Here is a 21993-nt window from a genome sequence, read left to right on the forward strand (position 1 = left end):
TTGTCGGACCTGCCGGCGCCGCGCCTGCGGCTCGAGGAGCTGACCAAACGTTTCGGCACCCATCGCGCCGTCGATGCCGTGAGTCTCGATCTCGAGGCGGGTGAGTTCTTCTGCCTGCTCGGGCCGTCCGGCTGCGGCAAGAGCACCCTCCTGCGCATGATTGCAGGTTTCGAGACGCCAACGACCGGACGGATCCTATTGGGTGAGCAGGACCTCACCGCATTGCCGCCCCATCGGCGGCCGGTGAACATGATGTTCCAGTCCTACGCGCTGTTTCCGCACATGAGCGTGGCCGGCAATATCGGATATGGCCTGAACGGACGCGGTCGCGCGGCGGTTGCGGAACGGGTGTCGGATCTCCTCAAGCTCATGCGCCTCGACGGATTCGGCAGCCGTCGACCGGACACGCTCTCGGGCGGTCAACGTCAGCGGGTCGCCCTGGCCCGGGCGCTGGCCCGGGAGCCGAAGCTGCTGCTGCTCGACGAGCCGCTCGGCGCGCTCGATCGCGGCCTGCGCGAGGAGACGCAGGGCGAGCTGCGCGCGGTCCAGCGTCGCCTCGGCACCGCCTTCGTCGTCGTCACGCACGATCCCGAGGAGGCGATGATGCTCGCCGACCGGATCGGCGTCATGGAGGCGGGCCGTCTGATCCAGGTCGGGCCGCCGGCCGACCTCTACAGGCGCCCGGCGACCCGCTTCGTAGCCGGCCTGCTCGGCGACGTGAACCTCATTCCCGGCCGGCTCGGGCCTGTGAGCCCCGACGCGATCCGCACGGTCGAGACCGCGCACGGTCCCGTGCGGGGTGTCGCGGCGGCCGCGCTCGAGGAGGGCGCAGCTGTCGTGGTGGCGGTGCGGCCCGAGGATGTGGTGCTGGGTGCGGAGGGGCTGCCGGTCGTCGTCACCGACGCCGTGTTCCTGGGCGACCGGCTGCGCCGGACGCTGCGACTGCCCGACGGCGCGACCCTGCGGTCGAGCGGGCGGCCCGCGGAGGCCGGCGCGGCGCCGGGCTCGGACGCGCGGGCCGGCTTCCCGGCCGACGTCGCCGTGATCCTGCCGGCATGAGGGCCGCCGTGTCGAAGGCCGACGCCGATCAGCGTCGGTCCGCGCGGCCGGGCGACCGGAGGCCGGGTCCGTGAGCGGGCGGACGCCCGTCGGCCTCTTCGACCGGTTGGTGCGCCTTCCGCCCTTCCTGTGGCTGGCAGCGTTTTTCCTGCTGCCCTTCGCCATCACTCTCAAGATCAGCTTGTCGGAGCCGGCGACGGCGATCCCGCCATACCTGCCCGTGCTCGACTGGCGGGCCGGGCTCGACGGCTGGTCGGCTTTTCTCGAAGCCCTGAACTTCGACAATTATCTGACGCTCTACGCCGACCCCCTCTACCGCGATGCCGCCCTCGGCTCCCTGGCCTATGCGGGCGTGGCCAGCCTGATCCTCGTCGCCCTCGGCACGCCGCTCGCTTACGCCCTGGCGCGGGCGCCGTCCCGTTGGCAACCGCTGCTCGTGGCGCTGGTGATTGTGCCGTTCTGGACGAGCTTTCTGATCCGGATCTACGCCTGGATCGCGATCCTGAAGCCCGAGGGTCTGCTCAATCTCGCCCTGCGACGGGTCGGGCTGATCGACGCGCCGCTGACGATCCTGAACACCGACGCGGCGGTGATCGTCGGGCTCGTCTACGCCTACCTGCCCTTCATGGTGCTGCCGCTCTACGCAGTGATGAACCGTCTCGATCCGACTCTGCGCGAGGTCGCGGCGGATCTCGGCGCCGCGCCGAGCCGGGTGTTCTGGACCGTGACCGTGCCGCTCAGCCTGCCGGGGATCGCGGCCGGCGCCGGTCTGTGCTTCATCCCGATGGTCGGCGAGTTCGTGATCCCGGATCTGCTCGGCGGGTCGGAGACGCTGATGCTCGGTCGGGTGCTCTGGACCGAGTTCTTCTCGAACCGCGACTGGCCCCTGGCCTCGGCGGTCGCCGTGCTGATCCTCGCCATCGTCATCGGACCGGTGGTGCTGTTCCGGGACAGCCTGCGCGCGGGCGAGGGCGAGGCGCCGTGACCTGGGTGACCCGCACCGCCCTGGCGGCCGGCCTGGGCTTCCTCTACGGGCCGATCGCGGTGCTGATCGTGTACTCGTTCAACGCCTCGCCCCTGGTCACGGTCTGGGGCGGGTTCTCGACCCGCTGGTACGGCGCGCTGCTCTCCGACGCGCCGCTTCTCGCCGCCGCCTGGGTCTCCCTGAAGGTCGCGATCCTTGCGAGCCTGCTCGCCACGATCCTCGGCACGCTGGCGGCCCTCGCCCTGGAGCGGCAGGGCCGCTTCCGGGGGCGCGCCCTGTTCACGGGACTCGTGTTCGGGCCGATTGTGATGCCGGAGGTGATGATCGGCCTCTCGCTCCTGCTGATGTTCATCGGGATCGGGCTGGACCGCGGCCTCGTGACCATCGTTATCGCGCACACGACCTTCTGCACCGGGTTCGTGACGGTGGTGGTCGGTGCGCGTCTACGCGGCCTCGACCGGTCCCTCGAGGAGGCGGCGGCCGATCTCGGCGCGGCGCCGGCGCGGGTGCTGATGACCGTGACCTTGCCGCTGCTGGCGCCGGCCCTCGCGGCGGGAGCGCTCCTCGCCTTCACCCTGTCGCTCGACGACCTGGTGATTTCGAGCTTCGTCTCCGGCCCGGGCTCGACCACCTTGCCGATGCGGCTCTACAGCCAGGTCCGGCTCGGCGTGAATCCGGAGATCAACGCGGCCTCGACCCTGCTCGTCGGGCTGGTGAGCGTCGCGGTGCTGCTGGCGTCCTGGCTCACCGCCCGCCGCGGACACGGCTGAGCGGCGTCACTCCGCGGCCTGCGCGGCCGTCGCGCCCGCGCGCACCGTCCGCGCCACCACAACCGTCACGATGACGTTCACAACCAGCGCCACGATGCCGACATTCACGTCCTGAAGCGGTCCCAGGACGGGCAGCTTCGACAGGCTGAACCCGGAGAAGACGGTCGCCGCCACGGTGGCCACGCCCGCGACGATGCCGGCGATCGCGGCGCGGCGGTCGAGGGGATTGCGGCGCATCAGGCTGGTGATGAAGCACGGGAAGAGCTGCGTCACGAAGTTGTAGCCCATCAGCAGGAGCTGCACGATCGTGTCGCCGCCCGACAGGGTGAAGCCGACGCAGACCAGCGCCAGCACCGGCACGAGGATCTTGCACAGCCGCGCGGTCGCGGCGTCGTCCATGCCCGGGCGCAGGGGGCGAACGAGGTTGTTGGCCACCAGCGTGACCCCGGCGATCAGGATCATGGAGCCCGGGACGAGGGCGGTCAGCACGCCCGTGGCGCCGATCAACCCGATGACCCACGGCGGGAAGGTCGCGAGGGCGAGCTTGAACAGCGACAGGTCGACGTCGGGACCCGTGAGGCCCGGCACCTGCATCACGGCGGTGAAGCCGATCACGAACACGAACAGGTTGATCAGCTGGTAGATCGGCAGGATCACCGCGTTGCGCCGGAACGCGCCCGGCTCGCGCGCCGTGTAGAGCGACGCGAAGGTATGCGGCCACATGTAGCCGCCGAGCGCGGTGAGCAGGACCGTGGTGGTGAACCACGTCGGGCTCTGGCCGCGGTCGGGCAGGGCCAGGAAGCCGGGCTTGGCGGCCTCGATCGCCGTGAACAGGCCCTCGTAGCCGCCGTAATAGTGCACCGGCAGGTAGATCCCGAGGAAGACCACCACGAACAGGATGCTGGTGTCCTTGATCACCGCCGTCCAGGCGGAGCCGTGCACGCCCGACACCACCACGTAGGCGGTGAGCGCGGCCGCGCCGATCCAGACCGCGGCGGTCGACGAGATCGCCCCGTAGGACGCCGTCGACACGATGATCCCGAGCCCCTTGAACTGCAGCACGAGGTAGGGGACGAGGGCGACGATCCCCACGAGCGCCACCAGCATGCCGAGCGCCCGGCTGCCGTACTTGCGCGCGAAGAAATCGGGCTGCGTGTAGAGGTTGTTCTGCTTGGCGTAGCGCCAGACCGGCGGCAGCAGCCAGTACGAGGTGACGTAGGCGAGCGTCAGGTAGCAGAGGATGTAGTAGGCGGGGCCGCCCTTGCCGTAGGCAATGCCGGAGCCGCCGAGGAACGTGAAGGTCGTGTAGATCTCCCCGGCCATCAGGAGGAAGACCAGGGCGGTGCCGAAGCCGCGGCCGCCGACGGTCCACTGCTCCAGCCCCATCTCGCGGCCGACCCGCGCGTAGAGGCCGAGGCCGATCGCCAGGGCGAAGCCGGCGGCCACGATGACGAGCGCGACGCTCATCGCGGATCCTCCGGCGCCCGGTTCTGAGGGTCGGTCAGATAGATCAGCCCCATCACGGCCGAGGTTCCGATCACGCAGAACACCAGCCAGGCGAGGAGCAGCGGCAAGCCGAACACGAAGGGCTCGACCCGGTTCAGGAAGAACGGGCCGACGAGGATGCCGAGGAAAGGCAGGGCGGCCAGCCACCGCAGATTTCGCATGCGCGATACCGTTCAGAAGGCCCCGATACCGCGGGGTGAATCAGTCACGGACCGCTGTCAACGCCGCGAGCGCCCGACGGCGCTCATCCCGATCACGTCTGCGTGCTGTGCGCTCGCGCACGCGGCCGCGCTCCGGGCGCGCATATTCTCGTGAGACGTCGCGCCGTCCGACAGGACGGACGCCGAGGGATTTCACGAGATGACCCGTACTCTGACCATCGCGGCGCTGGCCGCGCTCCTCGCCCTTCCTGCGGCCCAGGCGGAAGCCCGCGCGCGCCACACGCCCGCCAAGGCGCAGCCCAGCGCCGCCATTAAGGCGCGCCAGAACGTCATGAACGATTTCAACGCGCGGATGAGCCGCCTGGACGCGCTCATGGGCGTCCCGAGCACGTCGTCGGTCCGCGCGCGCTCGGCCGAGGCCGGACGCTAGCAGCCTCGACGAGCCGGTCGGTCGGGCCGGCGCGTCGTCTCAACGGCCCAGGCCGCCCGCCTCCTCGACGAAGCGCGCCACCGCGTCCGCGCCTGCCCCCTCGCGCAGGGAGGCGAAGACGTAGGGCCGGGTGCCGCGCATCCGCTGCGTGTCGGATTCCATCACCGACAGGTCGGCACCGACGAGCGGCGCGAGGTCGGTCTTGTTGACGATCAGCAGATCGGACCGGGTGATGCCCGGACCGCCCTTGCGGGGGATCTTCTCGCCGCCGGCCACGTCGATGACGTAGAGGGTGATGTCGGCGAGTTCCGGTGAGAACGTCGCCGCGAGGTTATCACCGCCGGATTCGATCAGCACGAGGTCGAGCTTCGGGAAGCGCCGGTTCATCTCGGCGACCGCGGCGAGATTGATCGAGGCATCCTCGCGGATCGCGGTGTGCGGGCAACCGCCGGTCTCGACGCCGAGGATGCGCTCCTCCGGAAGGGCGCCCGCGACGGTGAGGATCCGCGCGTCCTCCTTCGTGTAGATGTCGTTGGTGATGGCGCAGATCTCGTAGCGGTCACGGAAGCGCTTGCAGAGCTGCTCCATCAGGGCGGTCTTGCCGGAACCGACAGGTCCGCCGATGCCGACGCGGAGGGGGCCGTTGGTGGTGGTCATGCTGCGGGCTCAGGATCGGAAGATGCGGGAATACTGGGTCTCGTGGCGGAAGGAACCGAGATCCAGGCGAAAGGTGGCGGTCCCAAGGGCATCAAGACCCGCCTCGGCAGCGGAGCCGGCGAGCCCGGCGATGCGCGGCGCGAGGGCGGCGACGACCCGCGTGCCGGCGGCCTGACCCACGGGCGCCGCCCGGAGTGCCGCGGAGATGAGATTCTGGAGGAAGGCGAGGCCGTAGGCGGCTAGCGCCGGCCCGACTGCCATGCGGTACGCGCCCGCCGCGAGGCCGACCGCGACCGGATAGGCGACCGGGCCCGGCAGCTGCTCCGCCAGGGCGGCCAGGGCGTCGCAAGGCCACGCGCCGCGCGTCGCGTCGAGGAAGCTCCGGCCCTGCTGGCTCGTCTCTAGGTGAAGCTCGCGCGACGGCGCCAGGGCCAGGGCGAGGTCGTTGACGGCGACCAGCGCGACGCCGTCGGATGACAGCGCCGCCGCGTGGGCGTGAGCGGCCAGGATCAGGTCGTTGCGCAGGGCGCCGCGCTCGCAGACGTCCCGGAGCCACGCCCTCAGGCTCGCCTCGTCGCGGACGTCGCCGGCCTCGACCGCCCATTCCAGCCCGTGCGAGTAGGCGTAGGCGCCGACCGGGTAGCCGGGCGACAGCCACGCCATCAGGCGGAGCGCCTCCAGCGCCTCAGCCCGCGGCATGGTGGTGATGGTGGCCGCCGTGCGGGTGGTCATGCCCGTGGTCGCCGGAATAGGCGCCGCCCTCCGGCCGGAACGGGCGCTCCACCGACTCGGCGGTACCGCCGAGGCCCCGGACCATCTCGGCGAGGACGTGGTCGTGCGCGATCCAGACCGCGTCCGGGCCGATCTCGGCGGCGATGTGCCGGTTGCCGATATGCCAGATCAGGCGCTTGAGCGCGTGATCGCTGCCAGCCCGGATCTCGAGCAGACGCTCCGGCGCGGCCTCGACCCAGACGAGGCGTCCGTCCTGCAGGACCAGGGCGTCGCCGTCCTCCAGCACGGTCGGCTCCGGGAGGTCCAGCAGAAAGCCCAGCCCCCCGGCGCCGCGCATGGCGACGCGGCGGCGGTGGCGGTCGCCGTGATCGAGGACGACGCGGTCGACGATCTCACCGCCCGACAGGGCGTCGCGGCGGATGATGCGGGTGGCGCGGATCATGGATGGCCGCGCTCAGAACAGGAAGTAGCGCTGCGCCATCGGCAGGACTTCGGCCGGCTCGCAGACCAGCAGCTCGCCGTCGGCGCGCACGTCGTAGGTTTCCGGATCGACCTCGATGACCGGCGTCGCGTCGTTCAGCACCATGCTCTTCTTCGAGATGCCGCCGCGGACGTTCTCCACCGCGACCAGCTCCTTCTGCACGCCCAGCCGCTCCCGAAGGCCGTCCTCAACCGCCGCCCGGGAGACGAAGGTGAGGGCGGTGGCGAAGGGCACCCGTCCGTAGGCGCCGAACATCGGCCGGTAATGGACCGGCTGCGGCGTCGGGATCGAGGCGTTCGGATCGCCCATGGGGGCGGCCGCGATGCTGCCGCCCTTCAGCACGAGGTCGGGCTTCACGCCGAAGAAGGCCGGATTCCACAGCACGAGGTCGGCGAGCTTGCCCGCCTCGACCGAGCCGATGTGACGGGAGATGCCGTGCGCGATGGCCGGGTTGATCGTATACTTGGCGACGTAGCGGCGCGCCCGCAGGTTGTCGGTACCGGACGCGTCGCCCGGCAGGGCGCCCCGCTGGCGCTTCATCTTGTCGGCGGTCTGCCACGTGCGGATGATGACCTCGCCGACCCGGCCCATCGCCTGGCTGTCGGACGACATCATCGAGAGCGCGCCGATGTCGTGCAGGATGTCCTCGGCCGCGATGGTCTCGCGCCGGATCCGGCTCTCCGCGAAGGCGAGATCCTCGGGGATCGACGGGTCGAGGTGGTGGCAGACCATGAGCATGTCGAGATGCTCGTCGATCGTGTTCCACGTGTAGGGCCGCGTCGGGTTGGTGGACGACGGGAGCACGTTCGGCAGCCCGGCCACCTTGATGATGTCCGGCGCGTGGCCGCCGCCCGCGCCCTCGGTGTGGAAGGCGTGGATGGTCCGGCCCTTGAACGCCGCGATCGTGTCCTCGACGAAGCCCGATTCGTTGAGCGTGTCGGTGTGGATCATGACCTGGATGTCGTGGGCATCGGCCACCGACAGGCAGGTGTCGATCGCGGCCGGCGTCGTGCCCCAGTCCTCGTGCAGCTTCAGCGCGCAGGCGCCCGCCCGGACCATCTCGACGAGGCTCTCCGGGCGGGACGCGTTGCCCTTGCCGGCGAAGGCGAGGTTCATCGGGAACGCGTCCGCCGCCTCGATCATCCGGGCGATGTGCCAGGGGCCCGGCGTGCAGGTGGTGGCGAAGGTGCCGTGCGCCGGGCCGGTGCCGCCGCCGAGCATCGTGGTGATGCCCGAGCAGAGCGCCTCCTCGATCTGCTGCGGGCAGATGAAGTGGATGTGGCTGTCGAAGCCGCCCGCCGTCAGGATCTTGCCCTCGCCGGCGATGACCTCGGTGCCCGGCCCGACCACGATGTCGACCCCGGGCTGCACGTCCGGATTGCCGGCCTTGCCAAGCCGGAAGATCCGGCCGCGCACGATGCCGACATCGCACTTCACGATGCCCCAGTGATCGAGGACCACCGCATTGGTGATCACCGTGTCGACGGCGCCGTCGGCGTTGGTGGCTTGGCTCTGGCCCATGCCGTCGCGGATGACCTTGCCGCCGCCGAACTTCACCTCCTCACCGTAGGTCGTGAAGTCGCGCTCGATCGTGATCTCCAGGCCGGTATCGGCGAGCCGGACGCGGTCGCCGACCGTCGGGCCGAACATGTCGGCGTAGGCCGAGCGGGGCAGGCTGGCGGGCTTGGGCGTGTTGGCCATGATCAGAGCTTGCCCATCACGTCGCCGCGGAACCCGTAGACGGTGCGCCCGCCGGAGAGCGGCACGAGCGCGACCTCCCGCGTCGATCCCGGCTCGAACCGCACGGCGGTGCCCGGCGCGATGTCGAGGCGCTTGCCGCGGGCCTGCTCGCGCGGGAACACGAGGCCCGGATTGACCTCGAAGAAGTGATAGTGTGAGCCGACCTGGATCGGCCGGTCCCCGACATTGGCGACCTCGATCACGGTCCGCTCGGCGCCGGGATTGAACACGATCTCTCCCGGCAGCGTCGTCACGGTTCCAGGGACGTCGGAAGAGGCCGCGCCGCGGATCGGATGGTGCACGGTGACGAGCTTCGTGCCGTCCGGGAAGGTCGCCTCCACCTGGATGTCGTGGATCATCTCGGGCACGCCTTCCATGACCTGATCGGCGGTCAGCACGGTGGCACCGGCCTGCATCAGGTCGGCCACGGTGCGGCCGTCCCGCGCGCCCTCGACCACGAAGTCGGTGATCAGCGCCACCGCCTCCGGATGGTTGAGCTTCACGCCGCGGGCGAGGCGATTCCGCGCCACCTGCGCCGCCATGGCGATGAGCAACTTGTCCTTCTCTCGGGGCGTCAGCAGCACGGGCAACCTCGTCGTCGCGGCGGCCGGAGCAAGGATCATGCGCGCGGCGCGGTCAAGGGCGGGCGGCGGCCGTTGCAGGACCCGGACCACCGCGGGTGCAGCGCGCAGCGTCGGCCGTCACGGTGTCATGGCGACAAACCCGGCGAACAGATCTGGCAGGGGCGAGCCCTTGACGGCGCCCGGCAGGTCACGGGGATGGATGAACTCGTCCCGGAACCACGGATAACGCTTCGGATCGAAGGAGGATCGCAGCCAATCGATCGTCCGCCGCACGCGGGTAATCCGCTCCGCATCCGGGTGATAGGTCAGCCAGATGTCGACGCCGAAGCGGCCAAGATTGTCCAGCGGAACGACCTGAGCGCCGATTGCGCTGGCATAGGTGGGCAGCAATCCGATGCCGGCGCCCTTGGCAATTGCCCAGTAATACGCGCTGCTGACATTGACTTTCAGCGTGATCGGGACCTTCGCGGGAAAGCCCGGGACTGTCCTCACATAGTCTTCGAGCGGCACGGTCTGCCCGCCATCCTGAACCACGATGCGATGGCGCTCGAGATCTTCGGGGCGGAGCGGCAGCCCATAGGTCTCCTCGTAGATCCGCGCGGCGTACGGCATCATGTGGATCCGGCCGAGCTTGACCACACGAAGGTCCGGGCTGGTCGGCCGCGTCAACTGGATAGCCACGTCGGCTTCAAGCCGCAGGACATCGGCCGATTCCATGGCGCAGCGCAGGTCAACGGTCAGACGTGGGTTCGCGCGCTGGAACTCGACGAGCCGCGGCGCGAGCCAGAAGGCACCCAGACCTTCCGTGACGGCAATCCGCACCTCGCCAGTCTCGGCGAAGGGGGTGGCCTCGCCCGTTCGCACCAAGCTGAAAGCCGCCGCCTCCATGCGGGCGGCGGCTTCCAAAATCGCGTGACCCTCGACGGTGAGACGGATGCCGTCGACATGACGCGTCAGCAGGGGCGCACCAATCAAGGCTTCCAGATCGGCGATCCGCCGTCGCACCGAGTTCACCGACAGGCCGAGCTTCAGGGCGGCCGACCGGAAGCTCCCGGACCGCTCGAGCGTCAGGAAGACCCGGATGCTCTGCCAGTCAGGCATCGCCTCCCGGCTCGCCTCGGCCTGTTCCATCGACGGAACGCCCCTGTTCCAAATTTTGCACAGACAACCAGAGCGCTAGATGCGAAGTGCTGGACCGTCAATCCGAAACCGAATGACAGGTCATCCGATGACGCTGCATATCACGCGCGCTCAGTTCGTTGCGCGGGACGCGGATCAATTTGGAACAGCGCCAGTCTCTGCGGAGCCACGCCATGAATTGAGCGCGCTGCGCGTCGACCGCGTTGCCCGTCATCTCGTTATCTTCATGCCGACACCAAGTGATCTGCATCGGTTGATCGAAGATGCACGAACGAATCTGCCCGATCTTGCATCGGTCCAGGCTGTCCGGCGCGTCATGTCGATCAATCCCGACAGCGTCGTTGCGATCGCGCAGAGACATAAATTCAATGCTGCGCAGCCAAGAGGCGAAGGTTTCGTCGCCTGTCTGATGCTGAACGCAGACGGTCTGACCGCCCTCAAGGACGGAACTCTCGACACGGCGGAGCCGCCGGTGGCGATGCTGGCCGGTCAACACGAACGTCCGGCCGGGATCTACGTCTGGGCCGTCTATGCGCGGCGACGGCTTGCCGGCGGCGTCAGCCTCGTCTTCGACCGTCTGTCGAGCCCAACCTATCGCGGCGTCGATTTCTATGCCCGGGCGGCGACGCCCGAGGGCGCGGATCTCCTCACGACGCTCGGCTTCACCCTCAGGAACACTGCCCGCGGGGACCTGTATCATTTCGGGCGTGGGCCGAAGGGGGATCCGGCGCCCCCCTATGACAGTCACAAGCCGGGCGGGACCGGGATCAGCGTCGCGGTGGCCCGAAACCTGGAAGATCTGTCCCGGGTGATCGCCCTGCGCGCAGCCGTGTACATGGGCGAGCAGGCCTGCCCCTACGAAGAGGAATTTGACGGCAACGATCTCTCGGCAACGCACCTGATCGGCTATGTCGGCGACGAGCCGGCGGGCTGCCTGCGCATCCGGTTCTTCGCAGATTTCGCGAAGATCGAGCGCCTGGCGGTCCGGGCCGAGTTCCGCAACACCCGCATGGCCTTCGCGCTGGTCCGGGCCGGGATCGAGCTGGCGCGGGTCAAGGGCTACCGCCGTCTCTACGGTCATGCCCAGAAGCGCCTTGTCGGCTTCTGGAGCCGCTTCGGCTTCCGGGTCTTCGAGGGCGCCCAGGAACTGGTGTTCTCAGATTTCGACTACATCGAAATGCTGATGGAAGCGGAACCGCATCCGCAAGCCATCGGCCTCGGCGTCGATCCGTACGTCATCATCCGGCCGGAAGGCCGCTGGCACCGGGCTGGCGCGCTCGACCGCTCGCGGAGCCGCGCTGTGACCCGTCCGTCCGTCGACCGGGAGGTCGCGGCGCGATGAATCGGCCGCTCAATCCGGCGCTGTATCGCCACCCGCGCAGCGTCCCGGTGCTGGTGCTGGTAGACATGCAGCAGGAATACGAGATTGCGGGCCGTCCGCTCGCCGTTCCGAAAATCGGGCCCGCACTCCTGAACTGCCGCCGCGCGCTCTCACATGCCCGCGAGAGCGGCATGCAGGTGGCCTATGTCCGCTGGGTCGGCGCTCCGCTGTTCCAGGCAGGCAGCCGCTTCGCCCGCTGGATCGAAGGGTTCGAACCGCATGGCTGCGACATGATCTTCGATCGGGACCGGCCCTCCTGCTACGCCAGTCCCGCCTTCGCCGACGCGATGGAGCGCGGCTTGCCGCCGCTGGTCATCGCGGGGTTCGCCGGCGAGTCATCCTGCCTCGCAACGGCGGTCGATGCCTACCACCGCGGACAGGCGGTGACCTTCCTGTCCGATGCCTCCGCCAGCCACGGCCTGGAGGATATCGCCGCTCATGAGATCCACCGAACGGTGAGTGCGATCATGCGGGTGTTCGGTGACGTCACGGACACGCAATCCTGGATCGCCACCTCCTCGCCGTTCAAGCCCATGCTCGCCGCTTCAAGGCCCACGCACAGCAATGACTGACCGAGCCCAGAATTCCGGGAACCCTGACGACATCCCACTGCGTGACGAGGATGTGGACATGCGCCTCGGAAGGCACGCGATCGCGCTGCTTCAGGCGGCGCGCGACGCTGGAGAGCCGACGCTGATCGCGCAGGCCGAGGCCATGGCGATGGCGGTCGGATTCCTGCTGGCAAGCCGACTTCCCGAGCGGGAACCGGCGACCGGCTGATCAATCCGCTCCGTCGCCGCCGATCAAACGCATGGCACGCAGGCGCGCGGTCCGCTCGTCGCGCGCGCTTCGGTCTGCGGCGAGGGCACGCCACAGGGCCTGTAGCTCGATCTCGTGAGGCGTATCGGTGATTTCGTCGGCGTCGCGTACCGTGCGGGCGTGATCGAAGGCGTCCATGTTCAAAATCTCGCGCCTTGAGTTACGGTGCGGTACCAGGGCAGCATCGGGATCGTCCAGCCCGAAAGATGGGCAGATCTTGTACAAGCCGACGTGATCGTCACCCCAAAGCAAATCCGTCGCCGGCAAACCAGCGCCTGAGCCGAGCGTTCGCGCGGGACGATCCAAATGCCGCGATCGGTCTCAGCAGATGCAGGGCTTGTATTGTGCACACTGAAACCGAAGACGGCCTTCTACCGGTTTAGAGCACTATATTTCACCGAATGGACAGTAGATCTTGCAATAGAACCCAACTTAATTTCGCTTTTTTGCCCACGGCATGTCTCTGATAGGGGGTCAGGCCAGCGAAAGGCCCAGAAACATACCGGACATCGAACTATGCCAATCCCGCTCTGCAGAACCCCTGGCGAGGGGGCCCAGGACGTCAGGCCTGAGATTGCGTCAGCACGGCGATGATGGATTCGACCATTTCGATCTGCTCCTGCACCGCCACGAGCCGTGGTCCGGCTTCCGCGCCGTCGCCCAGCACGAAGGTGCCCTTCTGCCGGCGCACGTCGCGCAGCTTGCGCACCGACGCGACGATGATTTGCCGCTCCTCAATGAGCGCATCGCGGAGTTCGTTCAGACCGTCCAGTTCCAACGTCGAGGCCATGGGGCATCCCGGTCTCACATCCTGCGCGCGGCAACGGCGAACAGCCCGCTCCGCCGCGCCGGGCGGGAATCGTGCAGATAGGGCGTCGGACGCAGCGGCGCGACCTAGTCTCGGCGGCGGTAGCACGCTTTCTGTGGGGGGAACATTGCTGCGATCCATGGAGTGCCGCGGTGCCCAGCGAGCGCGTTGTATGCTACTGAATGCAAAATATCCCGGTTCGCGGCGCGGTGGGATCAACGGGCGGACATCGGCGCATGCTGCGTGAAGACGGGCACGATTCCGACGCATCTCGATCAGACGAGACCCTTGCGCTCAGGGGCGACTGCGACATGCCTCGGCCGGCATCCGGCCCGGCGCCGAGACGCGTCGGTGCGGCCCGCCTGATCCTGCTGCTTCTCGCTGTCGTGGGCGGCGGCGCTTACGGCTACACGCGTTTGAATTCGACCGCCGCGCCGACCAAGGCAGTCGCGCCGCTTCCTGTGCCCGTTACCCTCGGTACGGTGGAGCAGGGGCCGTTCGCACTCGTGTCGAACGGTCTGGGCACGGTTCAGGCTTACAACACCGTCCAGGTGCGCACACGCGTCGACGGCGAGATCCAGCAGGTCGCGTTCCGCGAGGGCCAGACCGTCCACAAGGGGGACGTTCTGGTGCAGATCGACCCGCGGCCCTACCAGGCGGCGCTGGATCAGGCGAAAGCCAAGAAGGAGCAGGACACGGCCAATCTCGGTAATGCGAAGGCGGACCTCGTCCGCTACACCGGGCTCGGCGCCTATGCCTCCCGGCAGCAGACCGAGACACAGACGGCCCTGGTCGCCCAGCTCACCGCGCAGGTAGCGTCCGATCAGGCCGCCATCGACAACGCCACGACGCAGCTCGGCTACGCCACGATCCGCGCGCCGATCGACGGCGTCACGGGCTTCCGGCAGGTCGATATCGGCAACATCGTCAACGCGGCCGGCCAGACCCCGATCGTGACGATCACGCAGGTCGAGCCGATCTTCGTGGTGTTCACGGCCCCGGAGGACCAGCTGCCCGCGATCACCGCGGCCCTCAAGGCCGGCGACGTGCCGGTCGAGGCCTGGACGTCGGACGGGCTGACCAAGCTCGCCGACGGCAAGCTCGCCCTGTTCAACAACCAGGTCGACACCGCGACCGGCACGATCCGCCTCAAGGCCGTCTTCGAGAACAGGAAGCACGCCCTGTGGCCGGGCCTGTCGGTCTCCACCAAGATGCGGGTCGGCACGGTCGCGGTCGCCACGACGGTGCCGGACGACGCGATCCAGCACGGGCCGGACGGCCTGTTCGCCTTCGTGGTGGACGATGCCAGCCGGGCGCATCAGCGCGCGCTGAAAGCGGGCCGGTCGGATTCGGGGCGGACGCGCGTTCTCAGCGGCGACCTCCGACCCGGCGAGCGGGTCATCGTGGCCGGACAGTACAAGGTGCAGGACGGCAGCCTCGTGGCTGATCCGCACGCCGCCCACACCGCGCAGGCGGAGGCGGTCCAGTGATGCGCGCGGCACGCCTCATGGCGGGCGCGTCTCCGCGCGGAGCCCGGCCATGAAGGGCGGCATCTCGGCGCCGTTCATCCGGTTCCCGGTGGCGACCACGCTGATCATGGTCGGCATCCTGTTCCTCGGGGTGGTGGCCTACCCGCTGCTGGGCGTCGCGCCGCTGCCGCAGGTGGATTTCCCGACCATCCAGGTGACCGCGCAGCTGCCCGGGGCCAGCCCGGAGACGATGGCCTCGTCGGTGGCGCAGCCACTCGAGCGGCAGTTCTCGCAGATTCCCGGCGTGTCGCAGATGACCTCGACGAGCTCCCTCGGGATCTCGACGGTCACGGTCCAGTTCGACCTCAACCGCAACATCGACGGCGCCGCAAGCGACATCCAGGCGGCCATCAACGCCGCCAGCGGCCAGCTCCCGAAGAACCTCCCGACTCCGCCGACCTACCGCAAGGTCAATCCGGCCGATTCGCCGATCCTGCTGCTCTCGGCCACCTCCGACAGCATGCCGCTGATCGACGTCGACGACGCCGTCGACGTGCAGCTCGCGCAGCGGATCAGCCAGATCTCGGGCGTCGCCCAGGTCTTCATCGGCGGCCAGCAGAAGCCCGCCGTGCGGATCCAGATCGACCCGGCCAAGCTCGTGGCCAAGGGGCTGTCGCTGGAGGATGTGCGCGCGCAGCTCACCCTCACCACCGTCAACAACCCGAAGGGCAGCATCGACGGCGGCAGCCATAGCTACACCATCTACGCCAACGACCAGCTCACCGCGGCGCAGAACTGGAACGACGTCATCGTAGCCTATCGCGACGGCGCGCCGCTGCGCGTGCGCGACATCGGCCAGGCCGTCGCCGGGCCCGAGGACACGAAGCAGGCAGGCTGGACCAACGGAAAGCGCGGCATCTTCCTGGTCGTATTCAAGCAGCCCGGCGCCAACGTGATCGACACGGTGGATAGCATCAAGGCCCAGCTGCCGCGCCTGACCGCCACCCTCCCGGCCGCCATCAAAGTCGGCATCCTGAGCGACCGGACGCAGACGATCCGCGCCTCGGTCGAGGACGTACAGTTCACCCTGCTGCTGACGATCGCGCTGGTCGTGGGCGTGATCTTCGTGTTCCTGCGCAGCTTCTGGGCGACCGTGATCCCGAGCGTGACCGTGCCGCTCGCGCTGCTCGGCGCCTGCGCGCTGATGTGGATGGCGGGCTACACCCTCGACAACCTCTCGCTGATGGCCCTGACCATCTCGGTCGGGTTCGTGGTCGACGACGCCATCGTCGTCCTGGAGAACATCAGCCGCTACGTCGAGGAGGGCATGCGTCCCATGGAGGCCGCGTTCAAGGGCGCGGGCGAGATCGGCTTCACCATCGTGTCGATCTCGGTGTCGCTGATCGCCGTGCTGATCCCGCTCCTGCTGATGGGCGGCATCATCGGCCGGCTGTTCCGCGAGTTCGCCGTGGTTCTGTCGATGACCATCGCGGTCTCGGCCTTCGTCTCCCTGACGCTGACACCGATGATGGCCTCGCGGCTGCTGAAGGCCCACGACGCCGAGCGCCACGGCCGCCTCTACCGGATGAGCGAGGCCGCCTTCGACTGGCTGCTGGCGGTCTACGCCGACGCCCTCGACGTCGCCCTGCGCTTCCGCCGCGTGACGCTCCTCGTCTTCTTCGCCACGCTGGCACTGACCGGCTACCTGTTCGTGGCGATCCCGAAGGGCTTCTTCCCGCAGCAGGACACCGGCTTCATGATCGGCGTCACCGAGGCGGGTCAGGACATCTCGTTCTCGGCGATGAAGGCGCTGCAGGAGAAGGTCGGCGCGATCGTCCAGGCCGATCCGGCGGTGGCGACGGTCGGCATGTCGCTCGGCGGCAACGGCCAGGCGCTCAATTCCGGGCGCATGTATATCACGCTCAAGCCCCGCGACGAGCGGGACGCCAACGCCTTCCAGGTGATCGGCCGGCTGCGCCCGAAGCTCGAGCGTGTGGCAGGCATCCGGACCTTCATCCAGGCAACCCAGGACGTGCGCACCGGCGGCCGCACCTCGCGGACGCAGTTCGAGTACACCCTCCAGGATCCGGACCTCGCTGAGCTGAACACCTGGGCGCCGCGCATCCTCGACAAGATGAAGACGCTGCCGGAGCTGCGGGACGTCGCCACAGACCAGCAGACCCGCGGCACGACGCTGACGCTGTCGATCGACCGTGACGCCGCCTCGCGCTACGGCATCACGCCCCAGCTCATCGACGACACGCTCTACGACGCGTTCGGCCAGCGCCAGATCGCGCAGTACTTCACGCAGCTGAACAGCTACCACGTGGTGCTGGAGGTGCTGCCGGCGCTCCAGGGCAGCGTGGAGAGCCTCGACAGGATCTACATCAAGGCGCCGATCGGCGGCGGGCAGGTGCCGCTCGCGGCCTTCGCCCGCTGGACGACGGACCCGGTTGCGCCGCTGGCCGTGAACCACCAGGGCCAGTTTCCGGCGGTGACGATCAGCTTCAACCTCGCCCCCGACGTCGCCCTCGGCCAGGCCACGGAGGCGATCGGCCGGGCGATGCGGGAGCTGCAGGTGCCGCCGACCGTGGTGAGCGGCTTCCAGGGCACCGCACAGGCCTTCCAGCAATCCCTCTCGACGGTGCCGCTGCTGATCCTGGCGGCCCTGTTCGTGGTCTACCTGATCCTCGGCATCCTCTACGAGAGCTTCATCCACCCGATCACGATCCTGTCGACGCTGCCATCGGCCGGTGTCGGCGCCTTGGCGGTACTGATGTGGGCGGGGTTCGACTTCAGCCTGATCGCGCTGATCGGCATCATCCTCCTCATCGGCATCGTGAAGAAGAACGGCATCATGCTGGTCGACTTCGCCATCGTGGCCGAGCGCGAGGAGGGTCTCTCGCCCGAGGTCGCGATCCGGAAGGCCGCGCTGCTGCGCTTCCGGCCGATCCTCATGACCACGATGGCGGCGCTCCTCGGCGGCATCCCGTTGATGATCGCCACCGGCACGGGTTCGGAGATTCGCCAGCCGCTGGGCTACGCCGTGGTGGGCGGCCTCGCGGTCAGCCAGGTGCTGACGCTGTTCACCACGCCGGTGATCTACATCTACCTCGACCGGCTGGCGCACCGGCTGTCGTTCCGGGACAAGCCGGAGGCGGTAGACGCGGCGCTCGATGATCCGGAGCCGGTGGAGGAGGTCCGCGGTCCGCCCGCGCTGCGCGCGGCGGAGTGACCGGGGCCCCGCCGTCTTTGCGAGCGCAGCGAAGCAACCCAGTGTCGCAAGTGATGCCCGAGCGTGGCGCGTCCCTCGATCCATTCGCTGCGCTCGCGATGACGGAGGCGGGCTCCCGCGGGCCCATGAGCCTGTAACCCCGCCCCGCTTGGCGAAATCGGCCGCCGAACCAGTTGAGTTCGGACCGGCCCGCAGGCCCCTGGATTTCAAGGACGCGGATGAGCCAGACGCTGCCGCTGCGAGGACTGACCGTACTCGCCCTGGAGCAGGCCGTCGCCGCGCCCTACTGCACCTCGCGGCTCGCCGATGCCGGGGCCCGGGTCATCAAGATCGAGCGGCCGGAGGGTGATTTCGCCCGCGGCTACGACGCGGCGGTCAACGGGCTCGCGAGCTACTTCGTGTGGCTCAACCGCGGCAAGGAGAGCCTCGTCGCCGACATCAAGGATCCGGCGGATGCGCGCCTGCTGCACGCGATCCTCGCCCAGGCCGACGTGTTCGTCCAGAACCTCGCCCCGGGGGCGGCGGCGCGGGCCGGCTTCGGCTCGGCGGAGCTGCGCGCGCGCTACCCCCGGCTGATCACCGTGGACATCTCGGGCTACGGCACCGGCAACGCCTACAGCGACATGAAGGCCTACGACCTGCTGGTCCAGGCCGAGAGTGGGCTCGCCGGGATCACCGGCCACCCAGCCGGCCCCGGGCGCGTTGGCGTCTCCGTCTGCGACGTCGCCTGCGGGATGGACGCCCATGCCGCGGTCCTTGAAGCGCTGATCGCCCGCGGGATCAACGGGCAGGGCTGTGCTCTGGAGGTCAGCCTGTTCAGCGGCGCGGCCGACTGGATGAACGTGCCGCTGCTCTACTTCGAGGGGACGGGCAAGGCCCCGCAGCGGGTCGGCCTCGCGCATCCGTCGATCTGCCCCTACGGCGCCTTCCCAACGGCCGACGGCAGCCTCGTGCTGATTTCGATCCAGAACGAGCGCGAATGGGCGAGCTTCTGCGCCGGCGTGCTCGGTGAGCCGGATCTCGCCCGGGCCGAGGGCTTCGCGTCCAACAATGACCGCGTGGCGAACCGCGCCGCGGTCGACCTGCGCATCGGCGCCGAGCTGGTGCGGCTGAGCCGCGAGGCGGCCGCCGTCCGGCTGAAGGCGGCAGGCACTGCCTACGGCTTCGTCAACACCCTGGCAGACCTCGCCACGCACCCGGCCCTGATCCGCGCGGAGGTTCGCACGCCTTCGGGGCCGGCCCGGATCGTGGCGCCACCGGTGCTGATCGACGGCGCGGTCCGCGCCCTCGGTCCCGTCCCGGCGATCGACGAGCACGGCGTACGGATCCGGGCGGAATTCGCGCGCCGGGGGTGACGACCCGGATACGAGGGCACATCAGAATGGGCGGGAGGAAACGATGAGACTGGACGGCAAGATCGCGCTCGTGACCGGGGCCGGCAGCGGCTTCGGGGCCGGGATTGCCCAGCGCTTCGCCGCGGAGGGCGCCAAGGTGGCCTGCGTCGACATCGACGGTGCGGCGGCCGAGCGTGTCGCGGCGGCGCTCGGCGACAAGGCGATCGCGATCACCGCCGATGTCGGGCTGGCGGCCGACGTCGCCGCCAGCGTCGCCGAGACGCGGCAGCGCTTCGGGGTGCCGAACGTTCTCGTCAACAACGCCGGCACCACCCACCGCAACAAGCCGCTGATGGAGGTGACGGAGGAGGATTTCGACCGGGTCTTCCGGGTCAACGTGAAGTCGATTTTCCACTACGTCCGGGAGGTCGCGCCGCTGATGCGCGACGCGGGCGGCGGCGCGATCCTGAACGTCAGCTCGACGGCGGCGCTGCGGCCCCGTCCGGGCCTGACGTGGTACAACGCCTCGAAGGGCGCGGCGAGCCTCGCCTCGAAGTCACTCGCCCTGGAGCTGGCGCCCTGGAAGATCCGGGTGAACGCCCTCTGCCCGGTCATGGGCGCCACGGGGCTCCTCGAGCACTTCATGGGCGTCCTTGACACGCCCGAGAACCGCGACCGCTTCATCGCGACGATCCCGCTCGGTCGACTGTCGGAAGCGAGCGACATCGCCGCGGCGGCGCTGTTCCTCGCCTCCGACGAGGCGGCGTTCATCACCGGCGTCGATCTGCCCGTCGACGGCGGCCGCACGGCCTGAGGAGGTCTCGATGGAAGCCTATACCGAGATCCGCGAGGCGGTCGCCAAGCTCTGCGCCGGCTTCCCGGGATCGTACTGGCAGGCCCTCGACCGGGAGATGGCATACCCGACGGAGTTCGTGAACGCGCTGACCGAGAGCGGTTACCTGTCTGTCCTGATCCCCGAGGAGTACGGCGGCTCCGGCCTGCCGCTCTCCGCCGCGGCTGCGATCCTCGAGGAGGTGCAGCGGGCGGGCTGCAACGGCGGCGCCTGCCATGCGCAGATGTACACGATGGGCACGCTGCTCCGGCACGGCTCCGCGGCGCAGAAGGCCGAATACCTGCCGGCGATCGCGGAGGGCCGACTGCGGCTCCAGGCCTTCGGCGTGACCGAGCCAACCTCCGGCACCGACACGGGCAGCCTGAAGACGACGGCGCGCCTGGAGGGCGACCGCTACGTCGTCAATGGCCAGAAGATCTGGACCAGCCGCGCCGAGCATTCGGACCTGATGCTGCTCCTGGCCCGCACGACACCGAAGGCAGACGGCATGAAGCGCACGGACGGCCTGTCGGTGCTGCTCGTCGATATGCGCGAAGCGAGAGGCAACGGCCTGACGATCCGGCCGATCCGCACGATGATGAACCACGCCACCACGGAGATCTTCTTCGACAATCTCAGGGTGCCGGCGCAGAACCTCATCGGCGAGGAGGGCAGGGGCTTCCGCTACATCCTGTCCGGCATGAACGCGGAGCGGATCCTGATCGCCGCCGAGTGCATCGGCGACGCCAAGTGGTTCATCGACAGGGCGCGCGCCTATGCCGGCGAGCGCTCCGTCTTCGGGCGGCCGATCGGCGCCAACCAGGGCGTGCAATTCCCGATCGCCAAGGCCTACGCGAACATGCGCGCGGCCGAGCTGATGGTCCGCGAGGCGCTGACCCTCTACGAGGGCGGCGCCAATCCCGGGGCCGAGGCAAACATGGCCAAGATGCTCGCGGCGGACGCCTCCTTCGAGGCGGCCAACGCCTGCATTCAGACCCATGGCGGCTTCGGCTTCGCCGAGGAATACGACGTGGAGCGCAAGTTCCGCGAGACGCGCCTCTACCAGGTCGCGCCAATCTCCACGAACCTGATCCTCGCCTACCTGTCCGAACACGTCCTCGGCCTTCCGCGCTCGTACTGACAGGACCCATCTGGAGACTGGCAGCAGGTGAACCTGGGAGACGGGCGCGAGAAGATCCGTGGTGGACGCCGGAGAAAGGAAGGGCGTCCGAAATAGGCCCTCTGCCAGTACGGTCGCCGCGAAAACAGCGAAGCAGAGCCGCGATGCGCGACCTGGGGCCTGGAGGTGCTGCCTTAACGGCTCCGCTGTGCAAACGAAGACGGAGCGGCCGCATTCAGGACTCAGCGAAGGCGGGCTTCGCCGAGACGAAGCCCGCTCGAAAGCCCCTTCAGGCCAGCTTCAAACCGACATTGACGTTGCCGCGGGTCGCATTGGAGTACGGGCATACCTGGTGCGCGGCATCGACGAGCTTCTGCGCGTCCGCGCGGTCGAGGCCCGGCAGACTGATCGTCAGGTCGGCGGTTATGCCGAATCCGCCCTCGGAGCGCGGGCCGATGCCGACATCGGCGGTGACGGTCGTGTCCGCCGGTACCTTCAGCTGCATCGAAGGCGCGACGGCTTTCATGGCGCCGAGGAAACAGGCCGAGTAGCCGGACGCGAAGAGCTGCTCCGGATTCGCGCCCGGACCACCTGCGCCACCGAGCTCCTTCGGGGTCGAGAGCTTGACCTCGAAGCTGCCGTCGGCCGTCCGAGCGGCGCCGTCGCGGCCTCCGGTGGCAGTGGCGGTCGTGCGGTACTTCACGTCTACGGGCATGAGCAATCTCCGATTTTCGGGAAGGAAGCCGGCAT

At 68.9% G+C, this 21993-nt stretch carries 23 protein-coding genes; 12 read left to right on the forward strand and 11 right to left on the reverse strand.

What is annotated here, in order from left to right:
- The 3 genes from BLT59_RS18695 (at position 1) to BLT59_RS18705 (ending at position 2814) form a co-directional block, all read left to right on the forward strand.
- Positions 1-1059: an ABC transporter ATP-binding protein gene (locus BLT59_RS18695; protein WP_091783582.1), complete on the forward strand. Its 1059-nt coding sequence runs from the start codon at positions 1-3 to the stop codon at positions 1057-1059.
- Positions 1060-1129: 70 nt separating this feature from the next.
- Positions 1130-2044 carry an ABC transporter permease gene (locus tag BLT59_RS18700; protein ID WP_091783585.1) on the forward strand — a complete coding sequence of 305 codons (915 nt, stop codon included), beginning with the start codon at positions 1130-1132 and terminating at the stop codon, positions 2042-2044.
- Complete coding sequence (locus BLT59_RS18705) at positions 2041-2814, forward strand: ABC transporter permease subunit (protein WP_091783588.1); 774 nt, start codon at positions 2041-2043, stop codon at positions 2812-2814. Before BLT59_RS18700 ends, BLT59_RS18705 begins: the two co-directional genes overlap by 4 nt.
- 6 nt (positions 2815-2820) lie before the next feature.
- Here the strand turns inward: BLT59_RS18705 and BLT59_RS18710 are convergent, their stop codons facing one another.
- Both BLT59_RS18710 and BLT59_RS18715 read right to left on the reverse strand, forming a co-directional pair.
- Positions 2821-4281 (reverse strand): sodium:solute symporter family protein, encoded by a 1461-nt coding sequence (locus BLT59_RS18710; protein ID WP_091783591.1) that lies wholly within the window; start codon positions 4279-4281, stop codon positions 2821-2823.
- Complete coding sequence (locus BLT59_RS18715; protein WP_012319822.1) at positions 4278-4481, reverse strand: DUF3311 domain-containing protein; 204 nt, start codon at positions 4479-4481, stop codon at positions 4278-4280. Before BLT59_RS18715 ends, BLT59_RS18710 begins: the two co-directional genes overlap by 4 nt.
- Positions 4482-4680: 199 nt before the next feature.
- On the opposite strand from BLT59_RS18715, the gene BLT59_RS18720 reads away from it, so the two are divergent.
- Positions 4681-4911, forward strand: coding sequence for a hypothetical protein (locus BLT59_RS18720; protein ID WP_091783594.1), 231 nt, complete (start codon positions 4681-4683; stop codon positions 4909-4911).
- Positions 4912-4950: 39 nt separating this feature from the next.
- On the opposite strand, the gene ureG is transcribed toward BLT59_RS18720, so the two are convergent.
- The 6 genes from ureG to BLT59_RS18750 form a co-directional block, all read right to left on the reverse strand.
- Positions 4951-5568 (reverse strand): urease accessory protein UreG, encoded by a 618-nt coding sequence (ureG, locus tag BLT59_RS18725; RefSeq protein ID WP_091783597.1) that lies wholly within the window; start codon positions 5566-5568, stop codon positions 4951-4953.
- A gap of 9 nt (positions 5569-5577) precedes the next feature.
- Positions 5578-6300, reverse strand: a complete 723-nt coding sequence (locus BLT59_RS18730) for an urease accessory protein UreF (protein WP_244514050.1) — start codon at positions 6298-6300, stop codon at positions 5578-5580.
- Entirely contained in the window at positions 6254-6742 is a 489-nt protein-coding gene (locus tag BLT59_RS18735; RefSeq protein WP_091783600.1) for an urease accessory protein UreE, read from the reverse strand. Before BLT59_RS18735 ends, BLT59_RS18730 begins: the two co-directional genes overlap by 47 nt.
- A gap of 12 nt (positions 6743-6754) precedes the next feature.
- Positions 6755-8482 carry an urease subunit alpha gene (ureC, locus tag BLT59_RS18740; RefSeq protein ID WP_091783603.1) on the reverse strand — a complete coding sequence of 576 codons (1728 nt, stop codon included), beginning with the start codon at positions 8480-8482 and terminating at the stop codon, positions 6755-6757.
- 2 nt (positions 8483-8484) lie between these two features.
- Positions 8485-9105 carry an urease subunit gamma gene (locus BLT59_RS18745; protein ID WP_091783606.1) on the reverse strand — a complete coding sequence of 207 codons (621 nt, stop codon included), beginning with the start codon at positions 9103-9105 and terminating at the stop codon, positions 8485-8487.
- A 117-nt stretch (positions 9106-9222) separates the two neighbouring features.
- Positions 9223-10236 (reverse strand): LysR family transcriptional regulator, encoded by a 1014-nt coding sequence (locus BLT59_RS18750; protein WP_091783609.1) that lies wholly within the window; start codon positions 10234-10236, stop codon positions 9223-9225.
- A gap of 97 nt (positions 10237-10333) precedes the next feature.
- Between BLT59_RS18750 and BLT59_RS32255 the strand changes: the two genes are divergently transcribed.
- Genes BLT59_RS32255 through BLT59_RS18765 form a run of 3 tightly spaced genes read left to right on the forward strand, consistent with a single transcriptional unit; the run spans position 10334 to position 12406 of the window.
- On the forward strand, positions 10334-11587 hold the full coding sequence (locus BLT59_RS32255) for a GNAT family N-acetyltransferase (RefSeq protein ID WP_091783611.1): 1254 nt from the start codon (positions 10334-10336) through the stop codon (positions 11585-11587).
- A complete protein-coding gene (locus tag BLT59_RS18760; protein ID WP_091783614.1) occupies positions 11584-12198 on the forward strand; it encodes a cysteine hydrolase family protein in 615 nt (204 codons plus the stop codon). The genes BLT59_RS32255 and BLT59_RS18760 overlap by 4 nt, the downstream gene beginning before the upstream one ends.
- 58 nt (positions 12199-12256) lie before the next feature.
- Positions 12257-12406, forward strand: a complete 150-nt coding sequence (locus BLT59_RS18765; RefSeq protein WP_244514051.1) for a hypothetical protein — start codon at positions 12257-12259, stop codon at positions 12404-12406.
- Here BLT59_RS18765 and BLT59_RS30690 read toward each other — a convergent pair whose 3' ends face one another.
- Both BLT59_RS30690 and BLT59_RS18770 read right to left on the reverse strand, forming a co-directional pair.
- Positions 12407-12670, reverse strand: a complete 264-nt coding sequence (locus tag BLT59_RS30690) for a hypothetical protein (RefSeq protein ID WP_139174071.1) — start codon at positions 12668-12670, stop codon at positions 12407-12409.
- A gap of 337 nt (positions 12671-13007) precedes the next feature.
- Complete coding sequence (locus tag BLT59_RS18770) at positions 13008-13235, reverse strand: HOOK family protein (RefSeq protein ID WP_091783620.1); 228 nt, start codon at positions 13233-13235, stop codon at positions 13008-13010.
- Between the two features lie 254 nt (positions 13236-13489).
- Between BLT59_RS18770 and BLT59_RS18775 the strand changes: the two genes are divergently transcribed.
- The 5 genes from BLT59_RS18775 to BLT59_RS18795 all read left to right on the forward strand — a co-directional run bounded on the left by BLT59_RS18775 (position 13490) and on the right by BLT59_RS18795 (position 21264).
- The gene (locus BLT59_RS18775; RefSeq protein WP_091783623.1) at positions 13490-14743 is read left to right on the forward strand and encodes an efflux RND transporter periplasmic adaptor subunit; all 1254 of its coding nucleotides are present in this window, start codon (positions 13490-13492) and stop codon (positions 14741-14743) included.
- Positions 14744-14792: 49 nt separating this feature from the next.
- Positions 14793-17957: an efflux RND transporter permease subunit gene (locus tag BLT59_RS18780; RefSeq protein WP_091783626.1), complete on the forward strand. Its 3165-nt coding sequence runs from the start codon at positions 14793-14795 to the stop codon at positions 17955-17957.
- A 218-nt stretch (positions 17958-18175) separates the two neighbouring features.
- The gene (locus tag BLT59_RS18785; RefSeq protein ID WP_091783629.1) at positions 18176-19312 is read left to right on the forward strand and encodes a CaiB/BaiF CoA transferase family protein; all 1137 of its coding nucleotides are present in this window, start codon (positions 18176-18178) and stop codon (positions 19310-19312) included.
- A gap of 43 nt (positions 19313-19355) precedes the next feature.
- On the forward strand, positions 19356-20105 hold the full coding sequence (locus tag BLT59_RS18790; protein WP_091783631.1) for an SDR family oxidoreductase: 750 nt from the start codon (positions 19356-19358) through the stop codon (positions 20103-20105).
- A gap of 10 nt (positions 20106-20115) precedes the next feature.
- Positions 20116-21264: an acyl-CoA dehydrogenase family protein gene (locus BLT59_RS18795; protein ID WP_091783634.1), complete on the forward strand. Its 1149-nt coding sequence runs from the start codon at positions 20116-20118 to the stop codon at positions 21262-21264.
- 268 nt (positions 21265-21532) lie between these two features.
- On the opposite strand, the gene BLT59_RS18800 is transcribed toward BLT59_RS18795, so the two are convergent.
- The gene (locus BLT59_RS18800; protein WP_091783637.1) at positions 21533-21958 is read right to left on the reverse strand and encodes an organic hydroperoxide resistance protein; all 426 of its coding nucleotides are present in this window, start codon (positions 21956-21958) and stop codon (positions 21533-21535) included.
- Positions 21959-21993 lie beyond the last annotated feature (35 nt).

It is taken from the genome of Methylobacterium sp. UNC378MF (assembly GCF_900103195.1).
Classification (GTDB): domain Bacteria; phylum Pseudomonadota; class Alphaproteobacteria; order Rhizobiales; family Beijerinckiaceae; genus Methylobacterium.

Excerpts from the sequence above, each read along its gene's own strand:
- BLT59_RS18785 (WP_091783629.1), top strand. The coding sequence starts at position 18,176 with ATGAGCCAGACGCTGCCGCTGCGAGGACTGACCGTACTCGCCCTGGAG.
- BLT59_RS18715 (WP_012319822.1), bottom strand. The coding sequence starts at position 4,481 with ATGCGAAATCTGCGGTGGCTGGCCGCCCTGCCTTTCCTCGGCATCCTC.
- BLT59_RS18750 (WP_091783609.1), bottom strand. The coding sequence starts at position 10,236 with ATGGAACAGGCCGAGGCGAGCCGGGAGGCGATGCCTGACTGGCAGAGC.
- ureG (WP_091783597.1), bottom strand. The coding sequence starts at position 5,568 with ATGACCACCACCAACGGCCCCCTCCGCGTCGGCATCGGCGGACCTGTC.
- BLT59_RS18735 (WP_091783600.1), bottom strand. The coding sequence starts at position 6,742 with ATGATCCGCGCCACCCGCATCATCCGCCGCGACGCCCTGTCGGGCGGT.
- BLT59_RS18800 (WP_091783637.1), bottom strand. The coding sequence starts at position 21,958 with ATGCCCGTAGACGTGAAGTACCGCACGACCGCCACTGCCACCGGAGGC.
- BLT59_RS18765 (WP_244514051.1), top strand. The coding sequence starts at position 12,257 with ATGCGCCTCGGAAGGCACGCGATCGCGCTGCTTCAGGCGGCGCGCGAC.
- BLT59_RS18780 (WP_091783626.1), top strand. The coding sequence starts at position 14,793 with ATGAAGGGCGGCATCTCGGCGCCGTTCATCCGGTTCCCGGTGGCGACC.
- BLT59_RS18730 (WP_244514050.1), bottom strand. The coding sequence starts at position 6,300 with ATGACCACCCGCACGGCGGCCACCATCACCACCATGCCGCGGGCTGAG.
- BLT59_RS32255 (WP_091783611.1), top strand. The coding sequence starts at position 10,334 with ATGACGCTGCATATCACGCGCGCTCAGTTCGTTGCGCGGGACGCGGAT.
- BLT59_RS18775 (WP_091783623.1), top strand. The coding sequence starts at position 13,490 with ATGCTGCGTGAAGACGGGCACGATTCCGACGCATCTCGATCAGACGAG.
- BLT59_RS18795 (WP_091783634.1), top strand. The coding sequence starts at position 20,116 with ATGGAAGCCTATACCGAGATCCGCGAGGCGGTCGCCAAGCTCTGCGCC.
- BLT59_RS18770 (WP_091783620.1), bottom strand. The coding sequence starts at position 13,235 with ATGGCCTCGACGTTGGAACTGGACGGTCTGAACGAACTCCGCGATGCG.
- ureC (WP_091783603.1), bottom strand. The coding sequence starts at position 8,482 with ATGGCCAACACGCCCAAGCCCGCCAGCCTGCCCCGCTCGGCCTACGCC.
- BLT59_RS18790 (WP_091783631.1), top strand. The coding sequence starts at position 19,356 with ATGAGACTGGACGGCAAGATCGCGCTCGTGACCGGGGCCGGCAGCGGC.
- BLT59_RS18760 (WP_091783614.1), top strand. The coding sequence starts at position 11,584 with ATGAATCGGCCGCTCAATCCGGCGCTGTATCGCCACCCGCGCAGCGTC.
- BLT59_RS18720 (WP_091783594.1), top strand. The coding sequence starts at position 4,681 with ATGACCCGTACTCTGACCATCGCGGCGCTGGCCGCGCTCCTCGCCCTT.
- BLT59_RS18710 (WP_091783591.1), bottom strand. The coding sequence starts at position 4,281 with ATGAGCGTCGCGCTCGTCATCGTGGCCGCCGGCTTCGCCCTGGCGATC.